General features: G+C 42.9%; 19 protein-coding genes. 15 read left to right on the top strand and 4 right to left on the bottom strand.

Translation table 11 applies throughout. The annotated features are described in order from the left end of the window. Positions 1-49: 49 nt before the first annotated feature. Positions 50-4,306 carry a 2-hydroxyacyl-CoA dehydratase gene (locus tag ACDD58_RS17285; RefSeq protein WP_186899109.1) on the bottom strand — a complete coding sequence of 1,419 codons (4,257 nt, stop codon included), beginning with the start codon at positions 4,304-4,306 and terminating at the stop codon, positions 50-52. Between the two features lie 255 nt (positions 4,307-4,561). On the opposite strand from ACDD58_RS17285, the gene ACDD58_RS17280 reads away from it, so the two are divergent. The 9 genes from ACDD58_RS17280 (at position 4,562) to ACDD58_RS17240 (ending at position 14,799) form a co-directional block, all read left to right on the top strand. After that, positions 4,562-5,443 carry a rhomboid family intramembrane serine protease gene (locus ACDD58_RS17280; protein WP_117919608.1) on the top strand — a complete coding sequence of 294 codons (882 nt, stop codon included), beginning with the start codon at positions 4,562-4,564 and terminating at the stop codon, positions 5,441-5,443. Positions 5,444-5,587: 144 nt separating this feature from the next. Next, positions 5,588-6,451: an NAD(+) diphosphatase gene (gene nudC / locus ACDD58_RS17275; RefSeq protein ID WP_117919610.1), complete on the top strand. Its 864-nt coding sequence runs from the start codon at positions 5,588-5,590 to the stop codon at positions 6,449-6,451. A gap of 210 nt (positions 6,452-6,661) precedes the next feature. Further along, on the top strand, positions 6,662-8,080 hold the full coding sequence (locus ACDD58_RS17270; protein WP_015560046.1) for an efflux RND transporter periplasmic adaptor subunit: 1,419 nt from the start codon (positions 6,662-6,664) through the stop codon (positions 8,078-8,080). Between the two features lie 20 nt (positions 8,081-8,100). Continuing rightward, positions 8,101-8,778, top strand: a complete 678-nt coding sequence (locus ACDD58_RS17265) for an ABC transporter ATP-binding protein (RefSeq protein WP_006857048.1) — start codon at positions 8,101-8,103, stop codon at positions 8,776-8,778. Next, positions 8,778-10,106 carry an ABC transporter permease gene (locus ACDD58_RS17260; RefSeq protein WP_117919612.1) on the top strand — a complete coding sequence of 443 codons (1,329 nt, stop codon included), beginning with the start codon at positions 8,778-8,780 and terminating at the stop codon, positions 10,104-10,106. Before ACDD58_RS17265 ends, ACDD58_RS17260 begins: the two co-directional genes overlap by 1 nt. Before the next feature lie 189 nt (positions 10,107-10,295). Next, complete coding sequence (locus tag ACDD58_RS17255; protein WP_117919614.1) at positions 10,296-10,580, top strand: hypothetical protein; 285 nt, start codon at positions 10,296-10,298, stop codon at positions 10,578-10,580. A 352-nt stretch (positions 10,581-10,932) separates the two neighbouring features. Then, positions 10,933-11,757, top strand: coding sequence for a polysaccharide deacetylase family protein (locus ACDD58_RS17250; protein WP_055193032.1), 825 nt, complete (start codon positions 10,933-10,935; stop codon positions 11,755-11,757). A 185-nt stretch (positions 11,758-11,942) separates the two neighbouring features. Further along, positions 11,943-14,339, top strand: coding sequence for an FN3 associated domain-containing protein (locus ACDD58_RS17245; protein WP_370778519.1), 2,397 nt, complete (start codon positions 11,943-11,945; stop codon positions 14,337-14,339). Positions 14,340-14,406: 67 nt separating this feature from the next. Further along, positions 14,407-14,799, top strand: coding sequence for a hypothetical protein (locus ACDD58_RS17240; protein ID WP_055193034.1), 393 nt, complete (start codon positions 14,407-14,409; stop codon positions 14,797-14,799). An 82-nt stretch (positions 14,800-14,881) separates the two neighbouring features. Here the strand turns inward: ACDD58_RS17240 and ACDD58_RS17235 are convergent, their stop codons facing one another. Together ACDD58_RS17235 and guaB are read right to left on the bottom strand one after the other, a co-directional pair. Beyond that, positions 14,882-16,162 (bottom strand): HlyC/CorC family transporter, encoded by a 1,281-nt coding sequence (locus ACDD58_RS17235; protein WP_055193035.1) that lies wholly within the window; start codon positions 16,160-16,162, stop codon positions 14,882-14,884. A gap of 97 nt (positions 16,163-16,259) precedes the next feature. After that, complete coding sequence (gene guaB / locus ACDD58_RS17230) at positions 16,260-17,714, bottom strand: IMP dehydrogenase (RefSeq protein ID WP_118412650.1); 1,455 nt, start codon at positions 17,712-17,714, stop codon at positions 16,260-16,262. A 325-nt stretch (positions 17,715-18,039) separates the two neighbouring features. Between guaB and hisA the strand changes: the two genes are divergently transcribed. The 3 genes from hisA to ACDD58_RS17215 are packed head-to-tail and all read left to right on the top strand — an operon-like array spanning position 18,040 to position 20,726. After that, positions 18,040-18,819, top strand: coding sequence for a phosphoribosylformimino-5-aminoimidazole carboxamide ribotide isomerase (gene hisA, locus ACDD58_RS17225; RefSeq protein WP_015520172.1), 780 nt, complete (start codon positions 18,040-18,042; stop codon positions 18,817-18,819). A 6-nt stretch (positions 18,820-18,825) separates the two neighbouring features. Continuing rightward, entirely contained in the window at positions 18,826-20,157 is a 1,332-nt protein-coding gene (gene glnA, locus ACDD58_RS17220; protein WP_015560053.1) for a type I glutamate--ammonia ligase, read from the top strand. Positions 20,158-20,180: 23 nt separating this feature from the next. Next, positions 20,181-20,726 carry an ANTAR domain-containing response regulator gene (locus ACDD58_RS17215; protein WP_006856980.1) on the top strand — a complete coding sequence of 182 codons (546 nt, stop codon included), beginning with the start codon at positions 20,181-20,183 and terminating at the stop codon, positions 20,724-20,726. A 409-nt stretch (positions 20,727-21,135) separates the two neighbouring features. Here the strand turns inward: ACDD58_RS17215 and aroC are convergent, their stop codons facing one another. Continuing rightward, entirely contained in the window at positions 21,136-22,239 is a 1,104-nt protein-coding gene (gene aroC / locus ACDD58_RS17210) for a chorismate synthase (RefSeq protein WP_006856981.1), read from the bottom strand. Positions 22,240-22,381: 142 nt separating this feature from the next. On the opposite strand from aroC, the gene aroA reads away from it, so the two are divergent. From aroA to yajC, 3 genes are all read left to right on the top strand, one after another. After that, positions 22,382-23,710: a 3-phosphoshikimate 1-carboxyvinyltransferase gene (gene aroA / locus ACDD58_RS17205; RefSeq protein WP_370778518.1), complete on the top strand. Its 1,329-nt coding sequence runs from the start codon at positions 22,382-22,384 to the stop codon at positions 23,708-23,710. Positions 23,711-23,847: 137 nt separating this feature from the next. Then, positions 23,848-25,002 (top strand): tRNA guanosine(34) transglycosylase Tgt, encoded by a 1,155-nt coding sequence (tgt, locus tag ACDD58_RS17200; RefSeq protein WP_118597471.1) that lies wholly within the window; start codon positions 23,848-23,850, stop codon positions 25,000-25,002. A 100-nt stretch (positions 25,003-25,102) separates the two neighbouring features. Beyond that, positions 25,103-25,426: a preprotein translocase subunit YajC gene (gene yajC / locus ACDD58_RS17195; RefSeq protein WP_015520178.1), complete on the top strand. Its 324-nt coding sequence runs from the start codon at positions 25,103-25,105 to the stop codon at positions 25,424-25,426. Positions 25,427-25,428 lie beyond the last annotated feature (2 nt).

The raw sequence follows: 25,428 nt of genomic DNA, 5'->3' as shown, positions 1-25,428 counted from the left end.
GCACCAGAAGGGCGGCTGTCAGAAACAACAGTTGAAAGGTTATTTTAGCTTACAAAGACTGTTTTGCAAGGTTTTTATTTGCAGTGGAAAGCATCAGTTTGATACGGTTCAACTGGTTTACTTCACTTGCACCCGGATCGTAGTCGATGGCGACGATATTTGATTCCGGGAAGCGGTGACGGAGTTCTTTGATAACACCTTTTCCAACGACATGGTTCGGCAGGCAGGCAAATGGCTGTGTGCAGACGATGTTTGGCGTACCGCTGTGGATCAGTTCCATCATCTCACCGGTTAAGAACCAGCCTTCGCCGGTCTGATTACCTTCCGATACGATATCTCTTGCATATTTTGCAAGATCATCGATGTGGGCAGGTGGATCAAAGTGTTTACTTTTTTCAAATTCGTCTCTGGCGGCACTTCTGAGCCATTCAAAGAAGTTGATGCCAAGACGTCCGATTCTCTTGGATTTTTTGCTGAAGCCAAGGTTGTCAGTTTTAAATCCGGTGTTATAGAAACAGTAAAGCAGGAAATCAGTCAGATCCGGTACGACAGCTTCTGCACCTTCGGACTCTAACAGTCCGACCAGATCGTTATTTGCGGCAGGATGGAATTTTACAAGGATCTCACCGACAACTCCGACACGGGGTTTTTTGATGTCTAAGCGGTCAAGGTTGTCAAAATCACGGATGATCTGACGGCACATCTGCTTAAACTTGCGGTGGGATAACAGTTTATCCTGTGTGACAAAGGAAATAACTTCTTTTTTCCATTTTTCGTGCAGAGCATCTGCAGAGCCTTTTACTGCTTCGTAAGGGCGTGTGCGGTACAGGCAGCGAAGGAAAATATCGCCAAACTCTAACGCATACAGTCCATGCTGGATCAGTGAAGGGGTCAGCTTAAATCCAGGATTGCTCTCAAGACCGCTTAAGTTGATAGAGATAACCGGTACATTCGGATATCCTGCTTTTTCAAGTGCCCGGCGGATGAAACCGATATAATTGCTGGCGCGGCAGCCACCACCGGTCTGTGAGATCAGGATGGCAGTTTTATTCATATCATAATTGCCGGACATGACGGCACTCATAAGCTGTCCTACAACGATCAGCGACGGATAACAGGCATCATTGTTTACATATTTTAATCCGACATCCACGCAGGTACGGCTTGGAACATCCGGTACGACAAGGTTATAACCGGCTGCACAGAAGGCAGGCTCTAAAAGTTCAAAATGGATCGGTGACATCTGCGGACAGAGGATCGTATAATTTTTGCGCATCTCTTCCGTAAATACAACTCTGTTATAGTTGGAAAGAACGATCGTCCGTTTGGTCTGTTTCTTCTCACGGACACGAATGGCAGAGAGCAGAGAACGGATACGGATTCTCGCAGCACCTAAGTTATTAACTTCATCGATCTTTAAGCAGGTGTAGATCTTCCCCGATTTTGTAAGAATATCATTGACTGCATCGGTGGTAACGGCATCTAAGCCACAGCCGAAAGAGTTCAACTGGATCAGATCAAGATCATCCCTGGTTTTTACAAAGTTTGCGGCTGCATACAGACGGGAATGATACATCCACTGATCCATAACGATCAGTGGGCGCTCTACCTGATGCAGATGGGAAACGGAATCTTCCGTCAGCACTGCAATGCCGTAGGAATTGATCAGTTCCGGTATACCATGATTGATCTCAGGGTCAACATGGTATGGACGGCCGGCTAACACGATACCGCGTTTTCCGGTCTTTTCCATATAATCTAAGACTTCTTCACCCTTTTTCTGCATTTCCATGCGAACAACAGCAAGTTCTTTGTATCCTTCAGAAACAGCGTCACGGATCTCAGATTCCGGGATTGCAAATTCCGGTGCACCAAAGGTTTTTACAAGCTGGGAAGATAAAGTTTCTTCGCTGGTAAATGCCATGAATGGATTATAAAAACGTACCTTGCCGGAAGTGATATCTTCTACGTTGTTTTTGATATTCTCTGCGTAGGAAGTTACGATCGGGCAGTTATAATGGTTGTTGGAATCCGGAAATTCATTGCGCTCATAAGGTACACATGGGTAGAAAATAAAGTCTACATTCTGATGGATCAGCCAGGTCACATGTCCATGTGCAAGTTTTGCCGGATAACACTCAGATTCACTTGGAATCGAGTCGATGCCGAGTTCATAAATTTTTCTTGTTGACTGTGGGGACAGCACAACAGAAAAACCAAGTTTTTTGAAAAATGTAGCCCAGAATGGGAAATTCTCATACATATTTAAAACTCTCGGAATACCTACCGTACCGCGAGGGGCTTCTTCCGGTTTCAGGGAAGGATAGTCGAATAAGCGTTTATTCTTGTATTCAAATAAGTTCGGAATATTTTCTTTGTTTTTTACGCCTCCGACACCACGCTCACAGCGGTTTCCGGTGATATACTGACGGTTTCCGGAGAAACGGTTGATCGTCAGCAGACAGTGGTTGGTACAGCCCTGACATCTTGCAAGTTTGGTATCGAAAGTCAGTGCATTGATCTCGTCGATGGAGAGCATTGTTGTCTGATAGTCCGCTTCATGGCGCTCTCTTGCGATGAGAGCAGCACCGAAAGCACCCATGATACCTGCGATATCCGGGCGGACGCATTCGCAGCCGGAAATCTTTTCAAAACTGCGGAGTACTGCATCATTATAAAAGGTACCGCCCTGTACGACGATGTTTTTTCCGAGCTCACTTGCGTCGGAGAGTTTGATAACCTTGAATAATGCATTTTTAATGACTGAGTAAGCAAGTCCGGCAGAGATATCTGCTACGGAAGCACCTTCTTTCTGTGCCTGTTTTACTTTTGAATTCATAAATACGGTACAGCGGGTTCCAAGATCAATCGGATTTTTGGCAAACAGAGCTTCTTTTGCGAAATCCTGTACGGAATAGTTCAGGGATTTTGCAAATGTCTCGATGAAAGAACCACAGCCGGAAGAACATGCCTCATTTAACTGTACACTGTCTACGGTCTGATTTTTGATCTTGATACATTTCATATCCTGACCACCGATGTCTAAGATACAGTCTACCTCAGGATCAAAAAATGCTGCTGCATAGTAATGGGCTACTGTTTCTACTTCACCGTCGTCTAACATCAGCGCAGCTTTTAAGAGAGCTTCGCCGTAGCCGGTAGAACAGGAGTGTACGATATGTGCATTTGCCGGGAGTTTTTCGTAGATCTCTTTAATGGAACGGATCGCAGTGGAAAGAGGACTTCCGTTGTTGTTGCTGTAAAATGAATACAGTAAAGAGCCGTCCTCACCGACGAGAGCAATTTTAGTTGTGGTGGAACCGGCGTCGATACCGAGATAACAGTTACCCTCATAGGTGGAAAGGTCACCTGTTTTAACATTGTGTCCGTCATGGCGGGCACGGAAGGTATCATATTCTGCCTGATCCTTGAATAACGGATCAAGACGTGCCACTTCGAATTCCATATGTATATCAGAGTTTAATTTCCCAAGCATGGAAGAAAGTGTGGTGTTCTGTTCCGGTTTACAGTTTAAGGCAGAACCGATCGCCGCATAAAGGTGTGAATTGTCCGGGGTGATCGCATGCTCATCATCTAAGTTTAAAGTGCGGATAAATGCAGCTTTTAACTCAGATAAAAAGTGGAGCGGACCACCAAGGAATGCAACGTGGCCACGGATCGGTTTACCGCAGGCAAGACCACTGATCGTCTGGTTGACGACTGCCTGGAAAATAGAGGCAGAAAGATCTTCTCTTGTGGCACCTTCATTGATCAGAGGCTGGATGTCTGTTTTGGCAAAAACACCGCAGCGGGCTGCAATTGGATAGATCGCCTTGTAATTTTTCGCATATTCATTCAAACCGGAGGCATCTGTCTGGATCAGGGAAGCCATCTGGTCAATAAAAGAACCTGTACCGCCGGCACAGATACCGTTCATACGCTGTTCTACATTACCGCCTTCAAAATAGATGATCTTTGCATCCTCACCACCAAGCTCGATCGCAACATCTGTCTGCGGAGCATAGTGCTGTAAGGCAGTAGATACAGAGATAACTTCCTGTACGAAAGGAACATCTAAATGTTTTGCAAGTGTAAGTCCACCCGAACCGGTGATCATTGGAGCAACCTTCCTGTCACCAAGCTGGTCAAATGCTTTCTGGATCAGGGCAGAAAGAGTTTCTCTGATATTGGCAAAGTGTCTTTCATAATCGGAAAAAAGCAGGTTGTCATGCTCATCGAGTACGGCAACCTTTACGGTAGTAGAACCGATATCAATTCCGAGTTTGTGAAGCGTATTATTTTCCATAATTTCCTCCAGTCAGTAATTCCGGGAAAAATTCCGGATAAAATATATAAAAATCAGCTGTTTCTTCTTATTAAAAAGAATGCCGGCAAACGCCAAGCAAAGTACATTATACGACATGATATTACAAAACACAATGTGCAAATCAGGGAAAAATATAAACTTTTTATGAATAAAATCCGCCCGGATTGACAAAGCACAGGCATACGGATATACTGAAAAAAGTAGTGTTTTCAAAGAAAGGTTAGGGTTTATCCGATGAACTGGTTAAATAAATTAGAACGAAAAATTGGCCGTTATGCAGTTCCAAACCTTATCATCTGGCTGATCGGGGCATATACGGTCGGTTATGTGTTTGGAACTGTATCACCAGGTATTTTAAGCTATCTGACACTCAGTCCATATCATATTTTACATGGACAGATCTGGAGACTGGTAACATGGGTATTTATGCCAACAGAGTCAAACCTGATCTTCTTATTGATCATGGCATTATTTTATTATCAGCTTGGTATGGCACTTGAACGTACCTGGGGAACTTTCCGGTTTAATGTTTACATTTTCGGCGGTATGATATTTACTGTGATCGGTGCATTTGTCCTGTACGGTATTTATTATTCAATGAATGCTTCTGTAATTTCACAGATGCCGGCGTTAGCAGCGCAGATATCTTATTCGATTGCATCGGGATTTTCCACAAATTATATCAATATGTCCATTTTCCTTGCATTCGCAGTGATGTATCCGGATATGCAGGTGATGCTTTACTTTATTATCCCGATCAAGATGAAATGGATGGCAATTGTATATGCGGTACTGACACTTTATGAGTTTGTTGTCAGTGGCTGGGCAGGGCGTGTGGCTATTTTTATGTCACTGCTCAACTTTATCATTTTCTTCTTCTCAACACGTAATTTCAAACGGTATTCGCCGCATGAAATACACAGGAGACAGCAGTTCAAGTCCCAGATGAGAGAGCCAAGACCGGGTTCCGGTATTACCAAGCATAAGTGTGCCATCTGCGGCAGGACAGAGCTTGATGATCCGAATTTAGAGTTCCGTTTCTGCTCAAAGTGTGATGGCAATTACGAATATTGTCAGGAGCATCTGTTTACACATAAACATATTAAAAAAGGATAAATAATATGACAGACCGGATGGTATTTCCAACGCGAAATATCATCCGTTTTTTGTCCGCCAGTCTTGAGAAACAGGCTGCATGGATAGTGCAGCAATGCAGGTTTGTACAGATATTAAAATAAATATAAATAAAGGAGAACAGACATGATTCAGGATATTTTCCCAATGCATCTTAGTAATGAATATCAAAAAAAAGTACCGCAGGATAAAAGTTTTCTTATGATTTTTAAAGAAAACCGTATTTTTGTAAAAAATGGAGAAGAAATGTGTTATCTGACATATGGAGAACTTTCGGAAATCTGCTGTGAAATGAAAAAGAAAATTCCGGCATGTGTTTATCTTTTTTCCATCGGGGAGGATGATTATTTTCTGACAGATCCGGGAGAGGGGATAGAAGTGCCGGGATTTGCATATTATAAAATGTTTGAAACGCGTACCATGCAGCCAAAAGAGCAGGTACTTGCTGCAGCGACCGCATGGCATCTGTATGTCTGGTACCGCGATAATGTCTATTGTGGAAGGTGTGGACACAGACTGGTACATAGCGAAAAGCTCAGAATGCTTTCCTGCCCGGAATGTAACAATATGGTTTTCCCGAAAATTGCGCCGGCTGTGATCGTCGGTGTGACAAACGGCAGAAAGATCCTCATGACAAAATATGCAAACCGTGAATATAAACGGTATGCACTGATCGCAGGATTTACGGAAATTGGTGAAACTGCCGAGGAGACAGTAGCAAGAGAAGTGAAGGAAGAAGTAGGTCTTTCCGTAAAAAATATACGCTATTACAAAAGTCAGCCGTGGGGATTTGACAGTAATCTGCTTCTTGGCTATTTTTGTGAACTGGATGATGCGGGAGATGCGATAAGACTGGATGAGGAAGAACTTGCATGTGCAGAATGGGTTGATTTCCAGGATGTCCCGGACGATCCGGAGGGTCTTAGTCTGACGAGGGAAATGATGATTTACTTTCGGGATAAGATGAGGGAAAATGGAAAATTTCAATAAATACCAGATTTCTGGTATATAAAAATATACCAAAATAATAAAATGTCTTGACACTCAAATGAGATTACTGTATTATTACAGTAATACAAAAATGAAAGATTTACGGATGGAAAACTTAAGATTTCTTAATATTTGCTTAAGTGCCTTTTTTTGGCGAAAGGATAATGATACAATCACCGTAAATCGATTTAAGAAAAGGGAGAAATAAAAATGGGTGACAAGACAAAACCGAAAAAGGGAAAGAAAAAAGTAGTTATTATTGTGCTTGTGGTTCTGGTCGTTGTAGCTGCGATCATTGGAAGTTCAGTAAAGAAAATGACAAGCCAGGTAGCAACAGCAGTCAATACAGTAGAGGTGGAGCCGGTACAGAAGAGAGATTTATCTGATACGATTTCATTAAAAGGTACTGTATCGGGTATCACGAAGAATAATGCAACTTCAAAAGCGTTAGCAGAAATCACAGCAGTTAATGTTCAGGTCGGAGATATTGTAAAAGAGGGAGATGTATTATGTACATTAGATTCCTCTACGATTCAGGATCAGATTGCGGATCTCGAAAAAAATATGTCTGATACAAATGCGACAGACAGTATTAATTCACAGCAGACAGCAGAAACAGTCAGTCGTGCAAAAGAAGATCAGCAGACACAGCTTGCAGCTGCACAGAAAGCAATTGATGATGCAAAGGATGCTTATAACGCACAGAGTATTATGTGGGATAAGAGTGAAGATAAATCGGATGCAGAATTTCAGTCTTTGTTAGCTGCACAGAAAGCAGTTACTACTGCTGAGGAAGATTACCAGAAAGTATTAGAGACCACGAACCGTACGATCGAGGATGCACAGCGTGCGGTAGAACTTGACAAGTATAAAGGATCGGATTCATCTTCCAAAGATAAACTGACAGATTTAAAAGAACAGTTAGAAGATTGCAATATTACAGCACCTTGCGGTGGAGTTGTGACAGCAGTCAATGTTTCTGTCGGAGATGTTAATGCAGATTCAAAAACACCACTTGTAACGATCGAAGATACCAGTTCTTTAAAAATGGTGGCAACTGTGGAAGAAGCTGATATTTTAAAGATTGAAGAGGGAATGAAAGCAACTGTAACAGCGGATGCCATGGGAGATGAGACCATTAATGGAACTGTGACCAGAGTGGTACGTGTCAAAGGACAGTCCACGGGATCTGACGGACAGACAACATCCGGAGGATATTCCGTAGAGATATCTTTAGATAACAAAGAATTACTTGTCGGTATGGAAGTAAAAGCAAAAGTCATGATCAAGGAAAAAGGTGAAGTATTAGCGATTCCTTATGATCTTGTCAAGACGGATGATGACGGAAATACATACGTACTTGTTGCAGAGGCAAATGCAGACGGTTCTGCTACAGCGGTGAAGAAGAATATCACAGTTGGTGAAGAAGTAGATTACTATACGGAAGTAACCGGTGGAGATCTGGCAGAAGGAGATAAATTAATTTATGATTACTCCGGAACGGTGACAGAAGGACAGCAGTTTACACCGGAACAGATGTATTCCGAGCAGGATATGGGAACAGGCGCATCTACAGATGAAACCTCAGATGCAGAAGGTATGAGCACCAGCGTGGAGGGAAATGAGTAGTGAGTGAACCAGTAATCCGAATGGAAAATATCGTTAAGACATATTATTTGGGAAAACCAAATGAACTTGAAATTTTACATGGAATCAACCTTACCGTAAATAAAGGGGAATTTGTTTCCATTGTCGGTGAATCCGGTTCCGGTAAGAGTACACTTATGAATATTATAGGAGTCCTCGACCGCCAGACACAGGGAGATTATTATCTGGAGGGACAGGATGTCAATGGAATGTCGGATGAAGTACGGAGTGCGATCAGAAACCGCAGGATTGGTTTTGTATTTCAGAACTTTAATCTCCTTCCGAGAGCCAATGCATTAAAAAATGTTATGGTTCCATTACTATATGGAGAGGAACATTCCAAAAACGGAAAAGAACATGCCATGGAAATGCTCAAAATGGTAGGAATGGAAGACCGTGCGGATCACAGACCAAACGAACTTTCCGGTGGTCAGAAACAGCGTGTTGCGATCGCCCGTGCCATGATCAATGATCCGGCGATCATTCTTGCAGATGAGCCGACCGGAGCACTCGATTCGAAGACAGGTCATATGGTCATGGACTTATTCCATAAGCTTCATGAGGAGCAGGGAAAAACAATTGTTCTGATCACACACTCCCAGGAACTTGCGCAGGAGACAGAGCGTATCGTTACTCTGTTAGATGGACAGATCGTGGCAGATAATGGAGGTGAGCATTAATGTTTTGGGAAAATATCAAAGAGGCGGTCACGAGTATTTCCAGCAATAAGATGCGTTCCCTGTTAACAATGCTCGGAATCATCATCGGTATCAGCTCAGTGATCATTATCACAACGATCGGTGGTTCTATCCAGAGTACACTGACGGCAACCATGAATTCCCTTGGCGGAAATATGGTACAGGCGTATGTGGAAGCACGTTATCCGGAAAATGATGAGGACTGGGCTACCTGGGAACAGCCGGAGATGACAGACAGTGATTATGTTACACAGGATATGATCGATGGATTGATTGAAAAATATCCGGATGAGGTAACAGGTGTTGCAGCACAGAACTATCTTGGTTCAGGAACCATTAAAGATGATGCTGATTCCAAGAATTATGCAAATGTCAATATTGATGGTATCACACCGGAATATTTAGAGTATATGAAACTGGAAATGCATGCCGGAAGAAATCTGACAAAGGCAGATAATCAGGGGAAAAAGAGAGTATGCCTGATTGCAGATACGATGGCAGAGAGATACTTTGCAGGTAAAGATCCGATCGGTGAAACACTTTCTGTTGCAACATCGGATGGCGGAATTTTTGATTTTGTTGTAGTTGGCGTTTATGTATATAACCAAGCATTATTTGGAAAAGTGGACACGTCCATACCGGAAAAAGACCGTGTAACAGAATTGATGATCCCTCTTCAGACCTGTTTTAAACTGCAGGGGACTGACAGGACTGGTTATGATTATTTTAATCTTATGATCGATCCTCTTGCAGATGTCAATCAGGCAACAACGGATGTTTTATCTTATTTTGATGAGATGTATGCAAACAACAAAAATTTCCACGTCAGTGCATACAATATGGCATCTGATCTTGGCATGATCAATACGGTACTCAACGTGATCACGATCGCGGTTTCCGGTATTGCAGCGATTTCACTGATCGTGGGTGGTGTCGGCGTTATGAATATCATGCTGGTGTCCATCACGGAGCGTACAAGAGAGATCGGTGTCCGTATGGCGCTTGGTGCCAAAAGACGTACCATCCGTATGCAGTTTGTCATAGAGGCGATCATGCTTTGTCTGATCGGAGGTATCATCGGTATACTGATTGGTATAGGAATCGGGGCACTGCTTGGAAAAGTGGCAGGATTTGTCATTCAGAATATGTACTCTCAGTATGCAAATTATATTATTATGACGGTGCATCCTTCTGTAACGGCGATCATGCTTTCACTGTTCTTCTCTATGCTGACCGGTGTATTTTTCGGATATTATCCGGCGAACAAGGCTTCAAAGATGGAAGTCATCGATGCATTGCGCTATGAGTAAGGGCAAAGAAAAGATTTGCATTGCAGTCTGAGCAGAGAATTTTTAAAAGAATACAGATAAGAAAAGTACTGTATGTGACAAAAATAAAAATGTCAGTATACAGTACTTTTTTGTTTATGTGATGATAGCGTTGGTATAATAGATACATATGTAAGTGGAAAATATGATAATGTAATTGAAAAAAATGCTGTGGTACATGGTAAGAAAATAAAACATGGAGATTTATTAATTGAATTTTTAAGAGATTGCGGATATAATGGGCAAATATATGCAAGTTATTCAAATTTAAAAAATTCTATTGATTATCCGGCTATGTATCAGAATGTAATAGGTTGTGGATATGCAAAAGGTGAATTGAATAAGGCAATTGATAATATGTATAAAAGTAACAGGATTATAGTTTGGAATAATGGATTAGCTTATTACAAAGGAAATTCTTATTTATCGTTGTATACAATGTTAAAAAAGGTGTAAAAACGGTGGATATTTATGTCCTGATTATGTAGCAGAAAATTTGCAGGAATATCAGGAACAATTCGATATATGGATTAATCAGCCTGAACAGGAAAAAAAATATCAGGTTACAATAATGGAAACCGGAGAAAAAGCGTTATCCAACCATTTATTTTTAAGATGGATTTACCCGGAGGGTCTGACAGAAATGTCAGGCTCTTTGTTTTTTATACAGGGATCAATATTTCCGGGCATGGTACATGCGCCTTCCCACATAGAATACAAAAAGAAATATTGTAAAGTATAGCATTCATGCATGATAGCGATGCGTAGATGTTATGCAATATCAATAATCGGGATGGAAGGGAAAAACATGAACCATAACAAAAAGAAAATTTTAAAAGTGACGGCACTGTTTGTTTTTATGTTCTTTTTAGGCTGGGGCGCAGGTTCGCTGCAGAAACAGCAGATGAAAAAAACAGTGGAGACAGTGTCTGTCCAGAATCAGGCAGATAACTGGGGACTGGGCTTTGGAGCGGAGGGAACCCAGCCGACCGGCAATGTGACGGCAGATGAATTAAAAAAATACAACGCGTGGTATGTGGGAGATAAAAGTAAAAATGTTATTTATCTGACATTTGACTGCGGCTATGAAAATGGAAATACAGAGCCGATTTTGGATGCTTTAAAAAAGCATAATGCAAAAGCGACATTTTTTGTTGTGGGACATTTTCTTGAGAGTGCACCGGATATTGTAAAACGTATGGAGGCAGAAGGGCATGCTGTCGGCAATCATACTTATCATCATCCAGATATGTCATCAATATCAGACATGACCTCGTTTCAGAAAGAGATGGATGATGTCGCGTCATTGTACCAGACAGTCACAGGCAAAGAAATGATAAAATATTACCGCCCGCCACAGGGAAAATACAGTACAAAAAACCTTGAGATGGCAAAAGAACTTGGATACCATACATTTTTCTGGAGCCTTGCCTATGTGGACTGGAATGTTGATGATCAGCCGACGAAGGAAGAGGCATTTGATAAATTGCTGACGAGAATCCATCCGGGAGCAATCGTTTTATTGCACAGCACTTCAAAGACGAATGGAGAGATTTTAGATGAGCTGCTGACAAAATGGGAAGAAATGGGATACACATTTGCGCCGCTTTCGGAGTTGATCGAAGAATCCTGACAGAAAAGATTGTGGAAAAATACAAAAGATACAAGGGATAAGACTTGTTTGATGACGGAGAGGAAGGTATAATGAACGTGGAGTGCCAGTGAGAAAGAAGCGGTTTTTAGTCTGGGTAAAATGCTGCATGATAAACTGGGACGGTATGAAAACAATATTTGATACGAGTAAGAATAGGGATGCATATGAAAAGAACAAAATTTAAAACAGGAATATTGGCGGTGGTTTTTTGCAGTCTGACATTTTTGTTTTCCGGGGATGGTAACAGCATTTATGCGGATGAAATTCTGACAGATACAGAATTACCGGTCGGTCGTTTTTCGTTTGAAGAAAAAACAGAAGAAGCAGATGATGAGGATTATGAGTCTGTAGAGGAAGATGACGTTGCGGAACAGTCATTGCTTCGGATGACAGGTATATCTGCCGATGACTGGGAAAAGTATGGAAGTGATTATTTTTATGAACAGTTATCGGATGAGGAAAAAAAATACTGGGATGATCTGGATGCCATATGTGAAAAATATCTGACGACAGAAACGGATGCAGTGACAACGAATACGGGAACGTACCGGATGAAGGCGATATCGGGAAGCACTCTTGAAAAGGAAAAGCAAAAAAAGGTATTGCGGATGTTTCGGTATTCAAAACCACAATATTATTTTTTAAATGCGACGATTTATACAATTACATACTCAAACAAAAAAGTTTCTATGATATTTGGTATTTATCCTGCGTTTGGCAAGGGTGCAGACCGGATGGAGGAAACTGAAAAAGTAAAAGCGCAGGTTGACACCTGGCAGAAACAGATTGATGAATGCAGCACAGAGGACGAAAAAGTACAAACCATACATGATCTGATCATTCAAAAGGTTGAATATAATCATGATCTTGTAAATAGCGATTTTGCAACAGAAAATACAGAATATTCACAGTCCGTATACAGTGTTTTATGTACGAATAAGACGGTATGTGCAGGATATGCCCAGACATTTGAGATGATGTGCAATGGAACCGGTATTGATACCGTGGCAGTGACTAGTTTTGATCATGAGTGGAATAAGATAAAGTTGGAAAATAACTGGTATAATGTCGACTGTACCTGGGATGATAACGGAAGCGATAACGTTGGATATATCTATTTTCTGCGGAATGATGATTATTATGACACATCCAGCAGTTATTCTAAAAAACATCATGCGGAGGAAAGCTATTGGGAAGGATATCTGCCTGCAACAGAAATGGATAGTGTTGGCAGCCCATGGATATCTGTGAACGAAAATGCAAGTGGATCAAAGATAGGAATGTCCTGTTATAATAAGGAGGCAGAAATCTATTATACCACAGATAAAAGTAATCCGGTGACATCCGGTACGCGGATGTTATATCAATCGGATTTTTTATGGAACAGCTCCGAATATCCGGTGATAAAAGCAGCTGCCATGGAAGATGGCAAACACAACAGTGCTGTGGTCACAAAATGTCTGCATAATTACAATGCAAGTATACTTGCAGATGCAGCCTGTGAAAAAGCCGGAACAAGAGAGTATACCTGTACGATCTGCGGAAATGGTTATATGGAAGAAATCCTAGCCACAGGACATACAGTTGAGATAGATCCTGAGGTGGCAGCTGCTTGTGAAACCGCCGGTATTACGGAAGGAAGCCATTGCCGTGTCTGCGGAAAAGTACTGGTTGAGCAGACTGTCATCCCAGCCACAGGACATACACCGGTTACAGATGACGCGGTAGCGGCAGCTTGTGAGACAACCGGACTGACAGAAGGAAGTCATTGCAGTGTCTGTGAAAAAGTACTGACAGAACAGACTGTCATCCCGGCTGCAGGACATGTACCGGTTACGGATGCTGCAGTGGAGGCAGCTTGTGAGACAACCGGACTGACAGAGGGAAATCACTGTAGTGTTTGTGGAAAAGTGCTGACGGCACAGAATGTGATCCCCGCAACCGGGCATCAATGGAACGAGTACAAAGAAAGTGGAAAAATAAAACGTAAGTGCAGTGTCTGTGGAAAGACGGAAACGGTGGGCACTTATTTGGACGTAAAGAAAATCCAGCTTTCAAAAACCACATATGCTTATGATGGAAAGGCACATATGCCGACTATAAAAGTGACAAATACTGCTGGCAAGAAATTAAAAGAAGGAACGGATTATAAGGTAAAGAAACCGTCTGGACGAAAAAATGCCGGTATTTATACCGTCACCATTGTGATGAAAGGGAAGTATAGTGGAAAATATCAAAAGACATTCCAGATCGTTCCTAAAGGCACTGTGATTTCCGGGGTGAAAGCAAAGAAAAAGGCATTTACTGTGTCATGGAAGAAGCAGGCAAAACAGACAAGCAGTTACCAGATCCAGTATGCAGTGGATGCGAAATTCAAAAAATCGGTTGTGACAAAGAACGTCAATAATACCAAAAAGGTAAAACTGGACGTTTCAAAATTAAAAGCAAAAAAGAAATATTACATACGCATCCGCACCTATAAGACTGTAAAAGTGAATGGAAAATCCAAAAAGATCTATTCGGGCTGGTCTAAGGTAAAAGCAGTCACTACAAAGAAATAACAAAGATATACCGATCCATTTTACAAAATGTGATATAAGTATAAATAAAAAACGGGAGAAAGAGAAAATGGCAGACAACAGTTTAAAAATCAGTTACAAGATATATTTAGAGGCGGAGGATATTTCGCAGTCACGGATTTCTTCTACGGCATCTTATGTAAGCAATCTGTTTAAGAATTGCACCAATTCCTATTTACAGAAAGCGGAAGTGGACAATGAGAGCGACATGGATGATTTTACGCTTCGTCTGTATATTGACGAAAAGGTAGAGGAAGAAGCGTGCAGTTCACCGGAATGTGCAGAAGGTTTTCTGGAAAATATTGCAGAATTTTTAGACGCGATCGCAGCAGCGCATTCCTATCTGGATATGGAGGGAAGTTTTTCAATTTCTTATCATGGAGTAGAGGATGCATTCCGGTTCCGTTCCGAAGCAGGAAGTGATCTGTGCAATATTGAATAAGAAAGAATATAAAAATACCGGATTTCAAAATCAGATAAAATCTGAGGCTGAAATCCGGTATTTTTATAACCGTTTATAAGATTTATTGTTTGTCTGATTCATCCGGTGGAAAATCGGGTTTTTTTATGTAGACTTTCTCAATCCGGTTTTTATCCATCTGTTCGACGCGGAGAAGCACATTGTCATCTGTGATGATGATCTCATTTTTTTCCGGCAGATGATCTAAGAGACCGAGCAGATATCCGCCGATCGTATCATAATCTTCGGAACTGAAATTAAGATCTAACTCATCGCAGAGATCCTGCAGATTGGTGGAACCGGAAACGATAAATTCGCGGTCATTAAGCGGCAGGATCGGATCTTCTTCATCCGTGTCGTATTCATCACGGATCTCACCCACGATCTCCTCTAAGAGATCCTCAAGCGTGATAAGACCGGCAGTTGCACCGTACTCGTCGAGTACGATTGCAAGGGAGATAGATGACTTACGCATCTCAATAAAAAGTTCTGCGGTATTTTTGTGCTCAAAAGTAAAATAAGGTTCACGCATGATATCCCGCACGGAAAAATGCTCCTTGTCCTTGCAGAGGAGAAGATCTTTCATGTTCAGGATACCGATGACGTTATCGGTCGTATCCTCATAGACAGGAAGTCTGGTAAATTTGTCTTCCTGAAAAATATCAATCAGTTCGTCATAAGTATTATTTACATTTGCAAAAGTCATATCAGGTCTTGGAATCATAACTTCCTTTGCCTGCGCATCACCAAAATCAAACAGATTGTTGATCATCTCATGTTCTTCTGATTCGATGACACCGTTTTCTTTGCTGACATCCACGATGGTACGGAGTTCTTCCTCTGTCATCTGATTGTTGTTTGCCTTTGGATCCATATGCAGTAAAAATAAAAAGCCCATGGAAAACTGATTTACCAGAAAAATCACAGGAGTCAGTATTTTCATAAGAAAACCGATAATACCGGAATAGGCGATCGAAATCTGATCCGCATAAAGTGTCGCAAAAGTTTTTGGAGAAATCTCACCAAAGACGAGGATCAGAAACGTAAGGATACCGGTTGCAATACCTGCGCCGACGCTGCCCCAGAGCTTGATTGCAAGCGTGGTTGCCAGTGAGGAGGCGGAGAGATTAACGATGTTGTTGCCGATTAAGATCGCACTGAGCATCTTGTGGGAGTCGTCTGTAATACGAAGTACCCGTTCGGCGCGTTTGTTTCCGTCATCTGCGAGTGTACGCATCCGGATTTTATTTACGGTCGTAAGAGCCGTCTCTGCGGATGAAAAAAAAGCAGAGAAAATTAATAAAATAATTAGAAAAATAATCTGTGATATGGCACTTGCGTCCACGAAATTTCACCTCATTAAAATATAAAATTTTCCGGCACTATAACAAAAATAGCACCGGAATGTTTAAAATTTACCATATATTATATCGGAAAGAGGATTATTCGTCAATACTGTAATTCGGAGCCTCTTTGGTGATGTGAATGTCATGTGGATGACTCTCACGGAGAGCTGCTGCGGAGATCTTAACGAATTTGCTCTTCTCTTTTAAGTCCTCGATGGTCGGGCAGCCACAGTAACCCATACCGGAACGGATACCGCCGACTAACTGGAATACAGTGTCTTCCACGGAACCTTTGTATGCAACACGTCCTTCAACGCCTTCCGGAACAAGTTTCTTTGCTCCTTCCTGGAAGTAACGGTCTTTACTGCCGTTTTCCATGGCTGCAAGAGATCCCATACCGCGGTATACTTTGTATTTTCTTCCCTGATACAGTTCAAAAGTACCCGGAGCTTCGTCACATCCTGCAAACATGCTGCCCATCATACATACATTGGCACCGGCAGCGAGAGCTTTTGTCATGTCTCCGGAATATTTGATACCACCATCTGCAATGATCGGAACACCGAACTCTTTTGCAGCGTTGTAGCAGTCCATGATAGCGGAAACCTGAGGAACACCGATACCTGCAACGATACGGGTGGTACAGATAGAACCAGGTCCGATACCGACTTTGACTGCGTCAGCACCTGCTTTGATCAGATCGCGTGTTGCATCACCGGTAGCAACATTTCCTGCGATGACCTGCAGATCCGGGTAGGCAGTTTTGATCTTGTTGACTGCCTCTAATATATTTTTGGAATGTCCATGTGCAGAGTCAACAACGATCACATCGACGTGCGCTTTTACTAAAGCTTCTACACGTTCCATCATGTTTCCTGTGATACCGACACCGGCACCGCAGAGCAGACGGCCTAACTCGTCTTTGGCAGAGAGCGGATATTTGATCTGTTTTTCAATATCTTTGATCGTGATCAGTCCTTTTAAGTGGAAATCCTTATCTACGATCGGAAGTTTTTCTTTTCTTGCTTTTGCGAGGATCTTTTTTGCTTCCTCTAAAGTGATGCCCTCCGGAGCTGTGATCAGATTCTCGGAAGTCATGCTTTCACTGATCTTTTTGGTAAAATCTGTCTCGAATTTTAAATCACGGTTTGTGATGATACCGACTAATTTGCCACCTTCGCAGATCGGCACACCGGAGATGCGGAATTTGCGCATCAGATCTTCGGCATCCTGTAATGTATGATCCGGGGAAAGGTAAAATGGATCCGTGATAACGCCATTTTCAGAACGCTTTACCTTATCTACCTCATCGGCCTGTGCCTGGATCGACATGTTTTTGTGGATAATACCGATACCGCCCTGTCTTGCCATTGCAATGGCCATTCTGTGTTCTGTAACGGTATCCATGGCAGCGCTCATCATAGGAATATTTAAAACGACCTTTTTGGTAAGATGCGTTGTCAGATCAATCATGTTTGGTGTAACTTCTGAATACTGTGGAACTAATAACACATCATCAAAAGTAATACCTTCACCAATAATTGTTCCCATTTTATTTTCCTCACTTTCTTCGTATTGAATTGTATGAAAAAGATATATTAGTTTCTGTATCATAGCAAAAAAAAAATACTCTGTCAATGTAATATAAGTGTGAATTTATAAAAAATAGATATATATTAGAAGTAATAATAAAACGTGTGAAAAAACCTTATAGAAATTATGGTTCACAAATGATTTGATGTGTGATATGATGGCTTTAGGCGACGGGGCCAGAGCACGGGCATACGTCGCCCATTTTTTACCTAAATAAAAGAGAACATCACAGATAAAATATGTTATTCTGTGAAAAAAGAAGAGAAGAAAAAGGGGGAAAATTATGGAGTTTCGTCCCTGTATCGACATCCATAACGGAAAAGTTAAACAGATCGTTGGTGGAAGTTTAAAGGATGCCGGAGACCAGGCAGCGGAGAATTTTGTGGCGGAGCAGGATGCCGCTTATTTTGCAAAGCTGTATCAGAAAGAAGGAATCAAAGGAGGGCATATTATTCTTTTGAATCCGGTGAGCAGTGAGTATTACAAAGCGACGCGTGAACAGGCAGAACATGCACTGCGGGCATATCCCGGCGGACTTCAGATCGGTGGTGGAGTTACAGCGGAAAATGCAAAAGAGTTTCTGGATGCCGGAGCGAGTCATGTGATCGTTACTTCGTATGTGTTCCGGGATGGAAAGATCAATTATGATAATTTAAAACGCTTAAATGCTGCAGTGGGACGGGAGCGTTTAGTGCTTGATTTAAGCTGCAGAAAAAAAGAAGATACCTATTATATAGTGACAGACCGATGGCAGGAGTTTACAGATGAAGAGGTCAGCACCGTACTATTGGACGAACTTTCATCCTATTGTGATGAATTCTTGATCCATGCTGTGGATGTCGAAGGAAAAGCAAAAGGGATTGAAAAGGAACTGGTAAAGATGCTCGGCGAATGGGGAAAGATACCGGTCACTTATGCCGGGGGCGTTGGCAGTTTTGAAGACCTTTTGGAACTGAAGAAACTGGGGAATAACAGATTGAATGTGACCATTGGAAGCGCACTCGATTTATTTGGAGGGCCGATGGCTTACGATAAAGTGTTGCAGTATATGAAGAAGGAGTGATTTTTGATGAGCAGGTATACGAAACAGGATATTTTTAATATGGTAGAGGAAGAGGATGTGGAATTTATCCGTCTGCAGTTTACGGATATGTTTGGAACTTTAAAGAATGTGGCGATCACGTCCAGTCAGTTAGAGAAAGCATTAAGTAATGAATGTATGTTTGACGGTTCGTCCATTGAGGGATTTGTCCGTATCGAGGAGTCGGATATGTATCTGTATCCGGATCTTGACACGTTTGTAATTTTCCCGTGGCGTCCGCAGCAGGGAAAGGTTGCAAGGATCATCTGTGATGTTTATACATCGGACAGAAAACCTTTTGAGGGTGATCCACGTTATATCTTAAAGAAGGCAGTGGAAGATGCAACGCAGATGGGATATCGTTTTGATGTCGGACCGGAATGTGAATTTTTCCTGTTTAATCAGGATGAGGATGGGCAGCCGACCACGATCAGCACGGAGCGTGCCGGATATTTTGATCTTGGACCGATCGATCTGGGTGAAAATGCGAGACGTGATATGGTGCTGACGTTAGAGGATATGGGATATGAGATTGAAGCTTCCCATCATGAGGTTGCACCGGCACAGCATGAGATCGATTTCCGTTATGATGAGGCGGTCAAAACAGCAGACAATATCATGACATTTAAACTGGCTGTCAAAACGATCGCAAAACGTCATGGAATGTTTGCAAGTTTTATGCCAAAGCCGAAATTTGGAATCAACGGTTCCGGTATGCATGTGAATATGTCACTCTGCAAGGACGGAAAAAATATTTTTGACGATCCGGACGGCGAGTTAGGACTCAGCAAAGAAGCATACTGGTTTATCGGCGGTCTGATGAAACATATGAAAGGAATGGCGGCGATTACCAATCCGCTTGTCAATTCCTATAAGCGTCTGGTTCCGGGATATGAGGCACCAATCTATATTGCATGGTCTGTGACAAACCGCAGCCCACTCATCCGTATTCCGGTTACAAGAGGCGAGGGTACAAGGGTGGAACTCAGATGTCCGGATTCCGCAGCCAATCCGTATCTGACACTTGCGGTGTGCTTACAGGCAGGACTTGATGGTATCCGGAATCAGATTGAGCCGCCGGCAGCAGTGACGGAAAATGTTTTTGAGATGCGTATGTCACAGAAAAATAAACTCGGTATCGAGGAACTTCCGGCTGACCTTGGAGAGGCACTTGCAGAATTTGAAAAAGACGAATATTTACAGAACGTGCTGGGCAGACACGCGACGGAAAAATATATTGAGGCCAAAAAATCGGAATGGGCAGATTATCGTGCGCAGGTTTCCGATTGGGAGATCAATAATTACCTGTATAAAATCTGATATAGGAATGAAGGGGAAAAGATTTGACAAACATTATCGTTGCATTTCCGAAACAGGATACTGCGCGTAATATCAAAAAGATCCTGATGCAGAACGGTCATCATGTGGATGCCGTCTGCACGACAGGCGCCCAGGCTTTACAGAATGCAAATGAACTGGACGGAGGGATCATGGTATGTGGTTACCGTTTTGTGGATATGATGTATACGGAATTACATGAATATCTCCCCCCTCAGTTTGAAATGCTGCTCGTGGCATCACCGGGAAACTGTGGTGAGCGTGATGTGGAAAATCTGGTCTGTTTATCGACACCGCTAAAGATCAATGAACTGCTCCAGACCGTTGAAATGATGGAATACACGATTACACGCAGACGGAAAAAGGCAAGACAAAAACCGAAGGAGCGGTCGGAGAAAGAGATGAATCTGATCAGTGAAGCAAAAGCACTCTTGATGGAACGTAACAACCTGACAGAGGAGGAAGCTCATCGCTATATGCAAAAGAGAAGTATGGATAACGGGACGGGACTGACAGAGACTGCCCAGATGATACTTAGTTTACTTACATAAGAATAACAAAAAATGCCGACCAGGAATGGACGGCATTTTATAATTCATAAGATTCATAGGATTCGGGTGTCAAAAGGTGGTTTTCAATTTTGGGTCTGTCAAATTGCACAAAACCGAACTTGTTTTGTTCCGTTGTCCGAAAATAAGAAAAACTAAGTATGCCTGAATCAGTTTTTCACAGAGTGACGTAAACGGCATTCAACGAGCCTTCCATGGCTCGCGAAGCCTTGTTCTGCCGTCCGTGGCAGAACATTACTGTAAATAGACAGGCATACTAAGATTTACTAATTTTCTACTAAAGTCACAAAAACAGTCCCGGCTTTGTGCAATTTGCCAGCAGCTAAGTTGTGAGCCACCTTTTGACACCCCGAATCTTCATAGGAAATTACGTCCTATGAATTATAAAGTATTAGTGTTGATAAAACATTTCAAGAGAATCCATCCTTGCGCTCATATTTGTAAAAAGGGCATCCACAAGAGTTACGGCAGCCATGGACTCCACAACGACCACGGCGCGTGGAACGATGATCGGATCATGGCGTCCTTTGATGCTCACATCAATTTCTTCCCCATCTTTATTGACAGTCTGCTGGGGGGCAGCGATGGATGGTGTAGGTTTGATCGCGGCGCGCAGGATAATGTCACTTCCGTCGCTCATTCCGCCTAAAATACCTCCGGCATGGTTGGTTGTTTTGACCGGCCTGCCGTCAGCACCGATGCGGAAGGCGTCGTTATTGTTTTTTCCGGTTGCTTTCGCAACGTCAAATCCGTCACCGATCTCAAAACCTTTTACTGCACCGATCGACATGACTGCTTTTGCGAGATTCGCATTTAATTTTTCAAAGACAGGATCGCCAAGTCCGGCGGGAACACCCTGGATGATACATTCCACAACACCACCGGAGGAATTCTGTTCGGCGATGCAGGCATTTAAATAATTTTCTGCGTTTTCCGCAGCGTCGGCATCCGGCATGTAGAGCGGATTTTCATTGATCTGTGCGGCATCAAAATTCTGTGATGAAATACTGATCGGCCCGATGGAACGGGTGTAAGTCAAAAATGTGATGCCGAGCTGGTTTAATATTTTGACAGCGATCGCACCGGCTGCAACACGTCCGATCGTCTCGCGCCCGGAGGAACGTCCGCCGCCGCGGTAATCGCGGAAACCGTATTTCTGGTCGAAAGTATAGTCCGCATGTCCCGGACGGTAATAGGACGCAATCTCACTGTAATCTTTGGATTTCTGGTTCTGATTGTACACGACAAGAGAGATCGGCGTACCGGTTGTTTTTCCCTCAAACACGCCGGATAAAATCTCGACTGCGTCATCTTCTTTCCGCGGGGTGGTAAACTTTGACTGACCCGGTTTCCTGCGGTTTAAAAATTTCTGGATATCATTTTCATCAAGAGGCAGTCCGGCAGGACATCCATCCACCACAACGCCGAGTCCCTTCCCGTGGGATTCGCCCCATGTTGTAATTTTAAAAATTGTACCGAATGATGAACCAGCCATGAAATATTCCTCCTGAAAATATGTATTATAAGATTATATATCTTAATCATTATAAAAGATTTCTCTTTTCGTGACAACAGGAATATGTTAAAATGGGAAAAGCGCTTAAAGGCAGGAAAACTGATAACAGGGATGAATATATATGAAGGAACAATATGAGGTAAAAAGATTAGATAGACCGGTCGACTGGACGGTGGATGTGCCGGGATCTAAGAGCATGACAAACCGTGCACTTTTGATGGCAGCTTTATCGGATGGTGAAGTGAAGTTAGAAGGAGTGCTGTTTTCTGATGACTCAAGGCATTTTCTGGAGAGTCTGGTATCTTTGGGCTTTATGGTAGATATCAATGAGTCGGAAAAGGCGGTTACTGTTTTAGGTTGTGGTGGAAATATTCCCAAGAAACAGGCAGTGATCAATGTCGGAAGTGCCGGGACAGCCGCCCGTTTTCTGACGGCAATGCTTGGTTTTTCCGATGGGGAATATACGATCGAAGCTTCAGAGCAGATGAAAAAAAGACCGATGCAGGAGTTATTTTCACTGCTCACCGGAGTTGGTGCAAAGATTACTTATCTGGAAACAGAAGGACATTTGCCGGTGAAGATTTGTGGACGGAGAAATCCAAAAGCTGACACAGATCAGACAAAGGCAGATGGAACCCCACTGCAGTTGTCACTTGACATCAGCAAGAGCACTCAGTTTTTAAGTGCACTTTTGCTTATCTCACCGATGATACCGCAGGGATTAGACATCCACATTACAAGTGAGAAAACAGACGGTTCCTATATCCGCATCACAAGAAAAATGTTAGCGGACGCGGGTGTGGAAGTAAAATATGACGGAAAAAATTATCGGATCGATCCGAATGCCGTCTATCAGAAAAAACATTATCAGATCGAACCGGATGTTTCGGCAGCGTGTTATTTTTATGCGGCAGCTGCGATCACAGGCGGCAGGACACTTGTAAAACATGTGCATAAGGACAACAGCCAGGGCGATATGAAGTTTTTGGATGTGCTTGCACAGATGGGCAGTACCGTCACAGAAAAAGCAGACGGGATTGAAGTGACCGGACCCGCTGAAGATACACTAAAAGGAATTGAGATCGATATGAACGATTTTTCAGATCAGGCATTGACTCTCGCTGCAATGGCACCGTTCTGCAAATCCGATGTGCATATCACCCACATCGGACATATCCGTGGACAGGAATGCGACCGCCTCCATGCCATGTCAGAGGAACTGACCAAACACGGAATCACATGTACCGAAGAACCGGATGCCATCACAATAAAACCAGGAATCCCGTCCGCTGGCATTGTGTCAACCTATGAAGACCACCGCGTTGCCATGTCATTTGCCCTCCTAGGTTTGAAAGTGGATGGAATCGTGATAGACAACCCATCCTGCTGCCGCAAAACCTTCGAGAACTATTTTGATTTATTGGATCAATTATCCGGTAAAGACAGATGATATTTTCATACATGTAAAAACAGCCAAAGCGAAGCTCTCCAAAACAGTAAATTCGCATGGAAAGCTTTCCATGCGCTCACAGCCTTTACCAGAGTTTCGCCCCCATTTCATATAAAGAAAAAAGGAGATTATAAACAATGTACGAACTACTAAAACAGGAAGGCCGTGCCAAACGCGGCATCCTTCACACCGTCCACGGTGATATACAAACCCCGGTATTCATGAATGTCGGCACTGTTGCTGCCATCAAAGGAGCTGTATCCACCGAGGACTTAGAGCAGATCAAATGTCAGGTAGAACTGTCAAACACCTACCACCTGCACGTCCGCACAGGAGACAAGCTGATCCGCGAAGTTGGCGGACTTCACAAATTCATGTCCTGGAACCGTCCGATTCTTACGGACTCCGGCGGATTTCAGGTATTTTCCCTTGCCGGGCTGCGCAAGATCAAGGAGGAGGGAGTTTATTTCCATTCCCACATTGACGGTGCAAAAATTTTCATGGGACCGGAAGAGAGCATGCAGATCCAATCGAACCTTGGTTCTACGATCGCAATGGCGTTTGATGAATGTGCTCCCGCACTTGCAGACAGAAGTTATGTGGAGGCTTCCGTGGCGCGTACAACCAGATGGTTAGAGCGCTGTAAAACAAAAATGCAGCAGCTAAACTCCGAGGAGGGAACGGTCAACTGTCATCAGATGTTATTTGGAATCAATCAGGGCGCTATCTATTCGGATATCCGTATCGATCATGCAAAACGTATTTCAGAATTGGATTTAGACGGCTATGCAGTCGGCGGACTTGCAGTCGGCGAGACGCATGAGGAGATGTACCATATTTTGGATGAGACGGTGCCTTATCTGCCGCTTCACAAACCGACCTATCTGATGGGCGTCGGTACTCCGGCAAATATCTTAGAAGGCGTAGAGCGCGGCGTTGATTTCTTTGACTGCGTATATCCGACCAGAAACGGACGTCACGGTCATGTATACACCAATCAGGGAAAGATCAATCTTTTTAATCAGAAATATGAAAAAGACATGCGCCCGATCGAGGAAGGCTGCGGCTGTCCGACCTGCCGCCGTTACAGCAGGGCATATGTGCGCCACCTGTTAAAAGCAAAAGAAATGCTTGGTATGAGACTCTGCGTGCTCCACAATCTGTATTTTTACAATACAATGATGGAAGAGATCCGCGATGCCATCGATGAAGGCAGATTCCATTCTTATAAGGAAGAAAAGCTGTACGGTATGGGACAGATCAACCGCGAGAAAGAAAAACAGAATGGCTAAAAATAAATTAATCATAAAATTTGGCAAAGTGCTTGTCTAAAAAGCCTATTTTGTGTATTATGTATTGTAATGTCTATTAAATTTAGGAGGAACTGAGAAGATGTCAATTTTAGCATCCACTTCATCCGCATCTACAGCAGCAGGCTGGGGCGGTATGATTATCTGGTTAGTCGTTTTATTTGGTTTCATGTACTTTTTCATGATCCGTCCGCAGCAGAAAGAAGCAAAGAAGAAAAATGCAATGCTGTCAGAGCTTGCAGTCGGTGATACCGTACTGACAACAAGCGGATTTTACGGTACTGTGATCGATATCGCAGATGATACCGTGATCGTTGAGTTCGGTAATAACAAGAACTGCCGTATCCCGATGCAGAAAGCTGCAATCTCCGCAGTGGAGAAACCGGAAGAAGCAATGGAGAAATAAGT

Source organism: Roseburia sp. (genome assembly GCF_041325975.1).
GTDB classification, from domain to species: Bacteria; Bacillota; Clostridia; order Lachnospirales; family Lachnospiraceae; genus Roseburia; species Roseburia rectibacter.
This window is presented reverse-complemented; position numbering and strand designations above follow the sequence as displayed.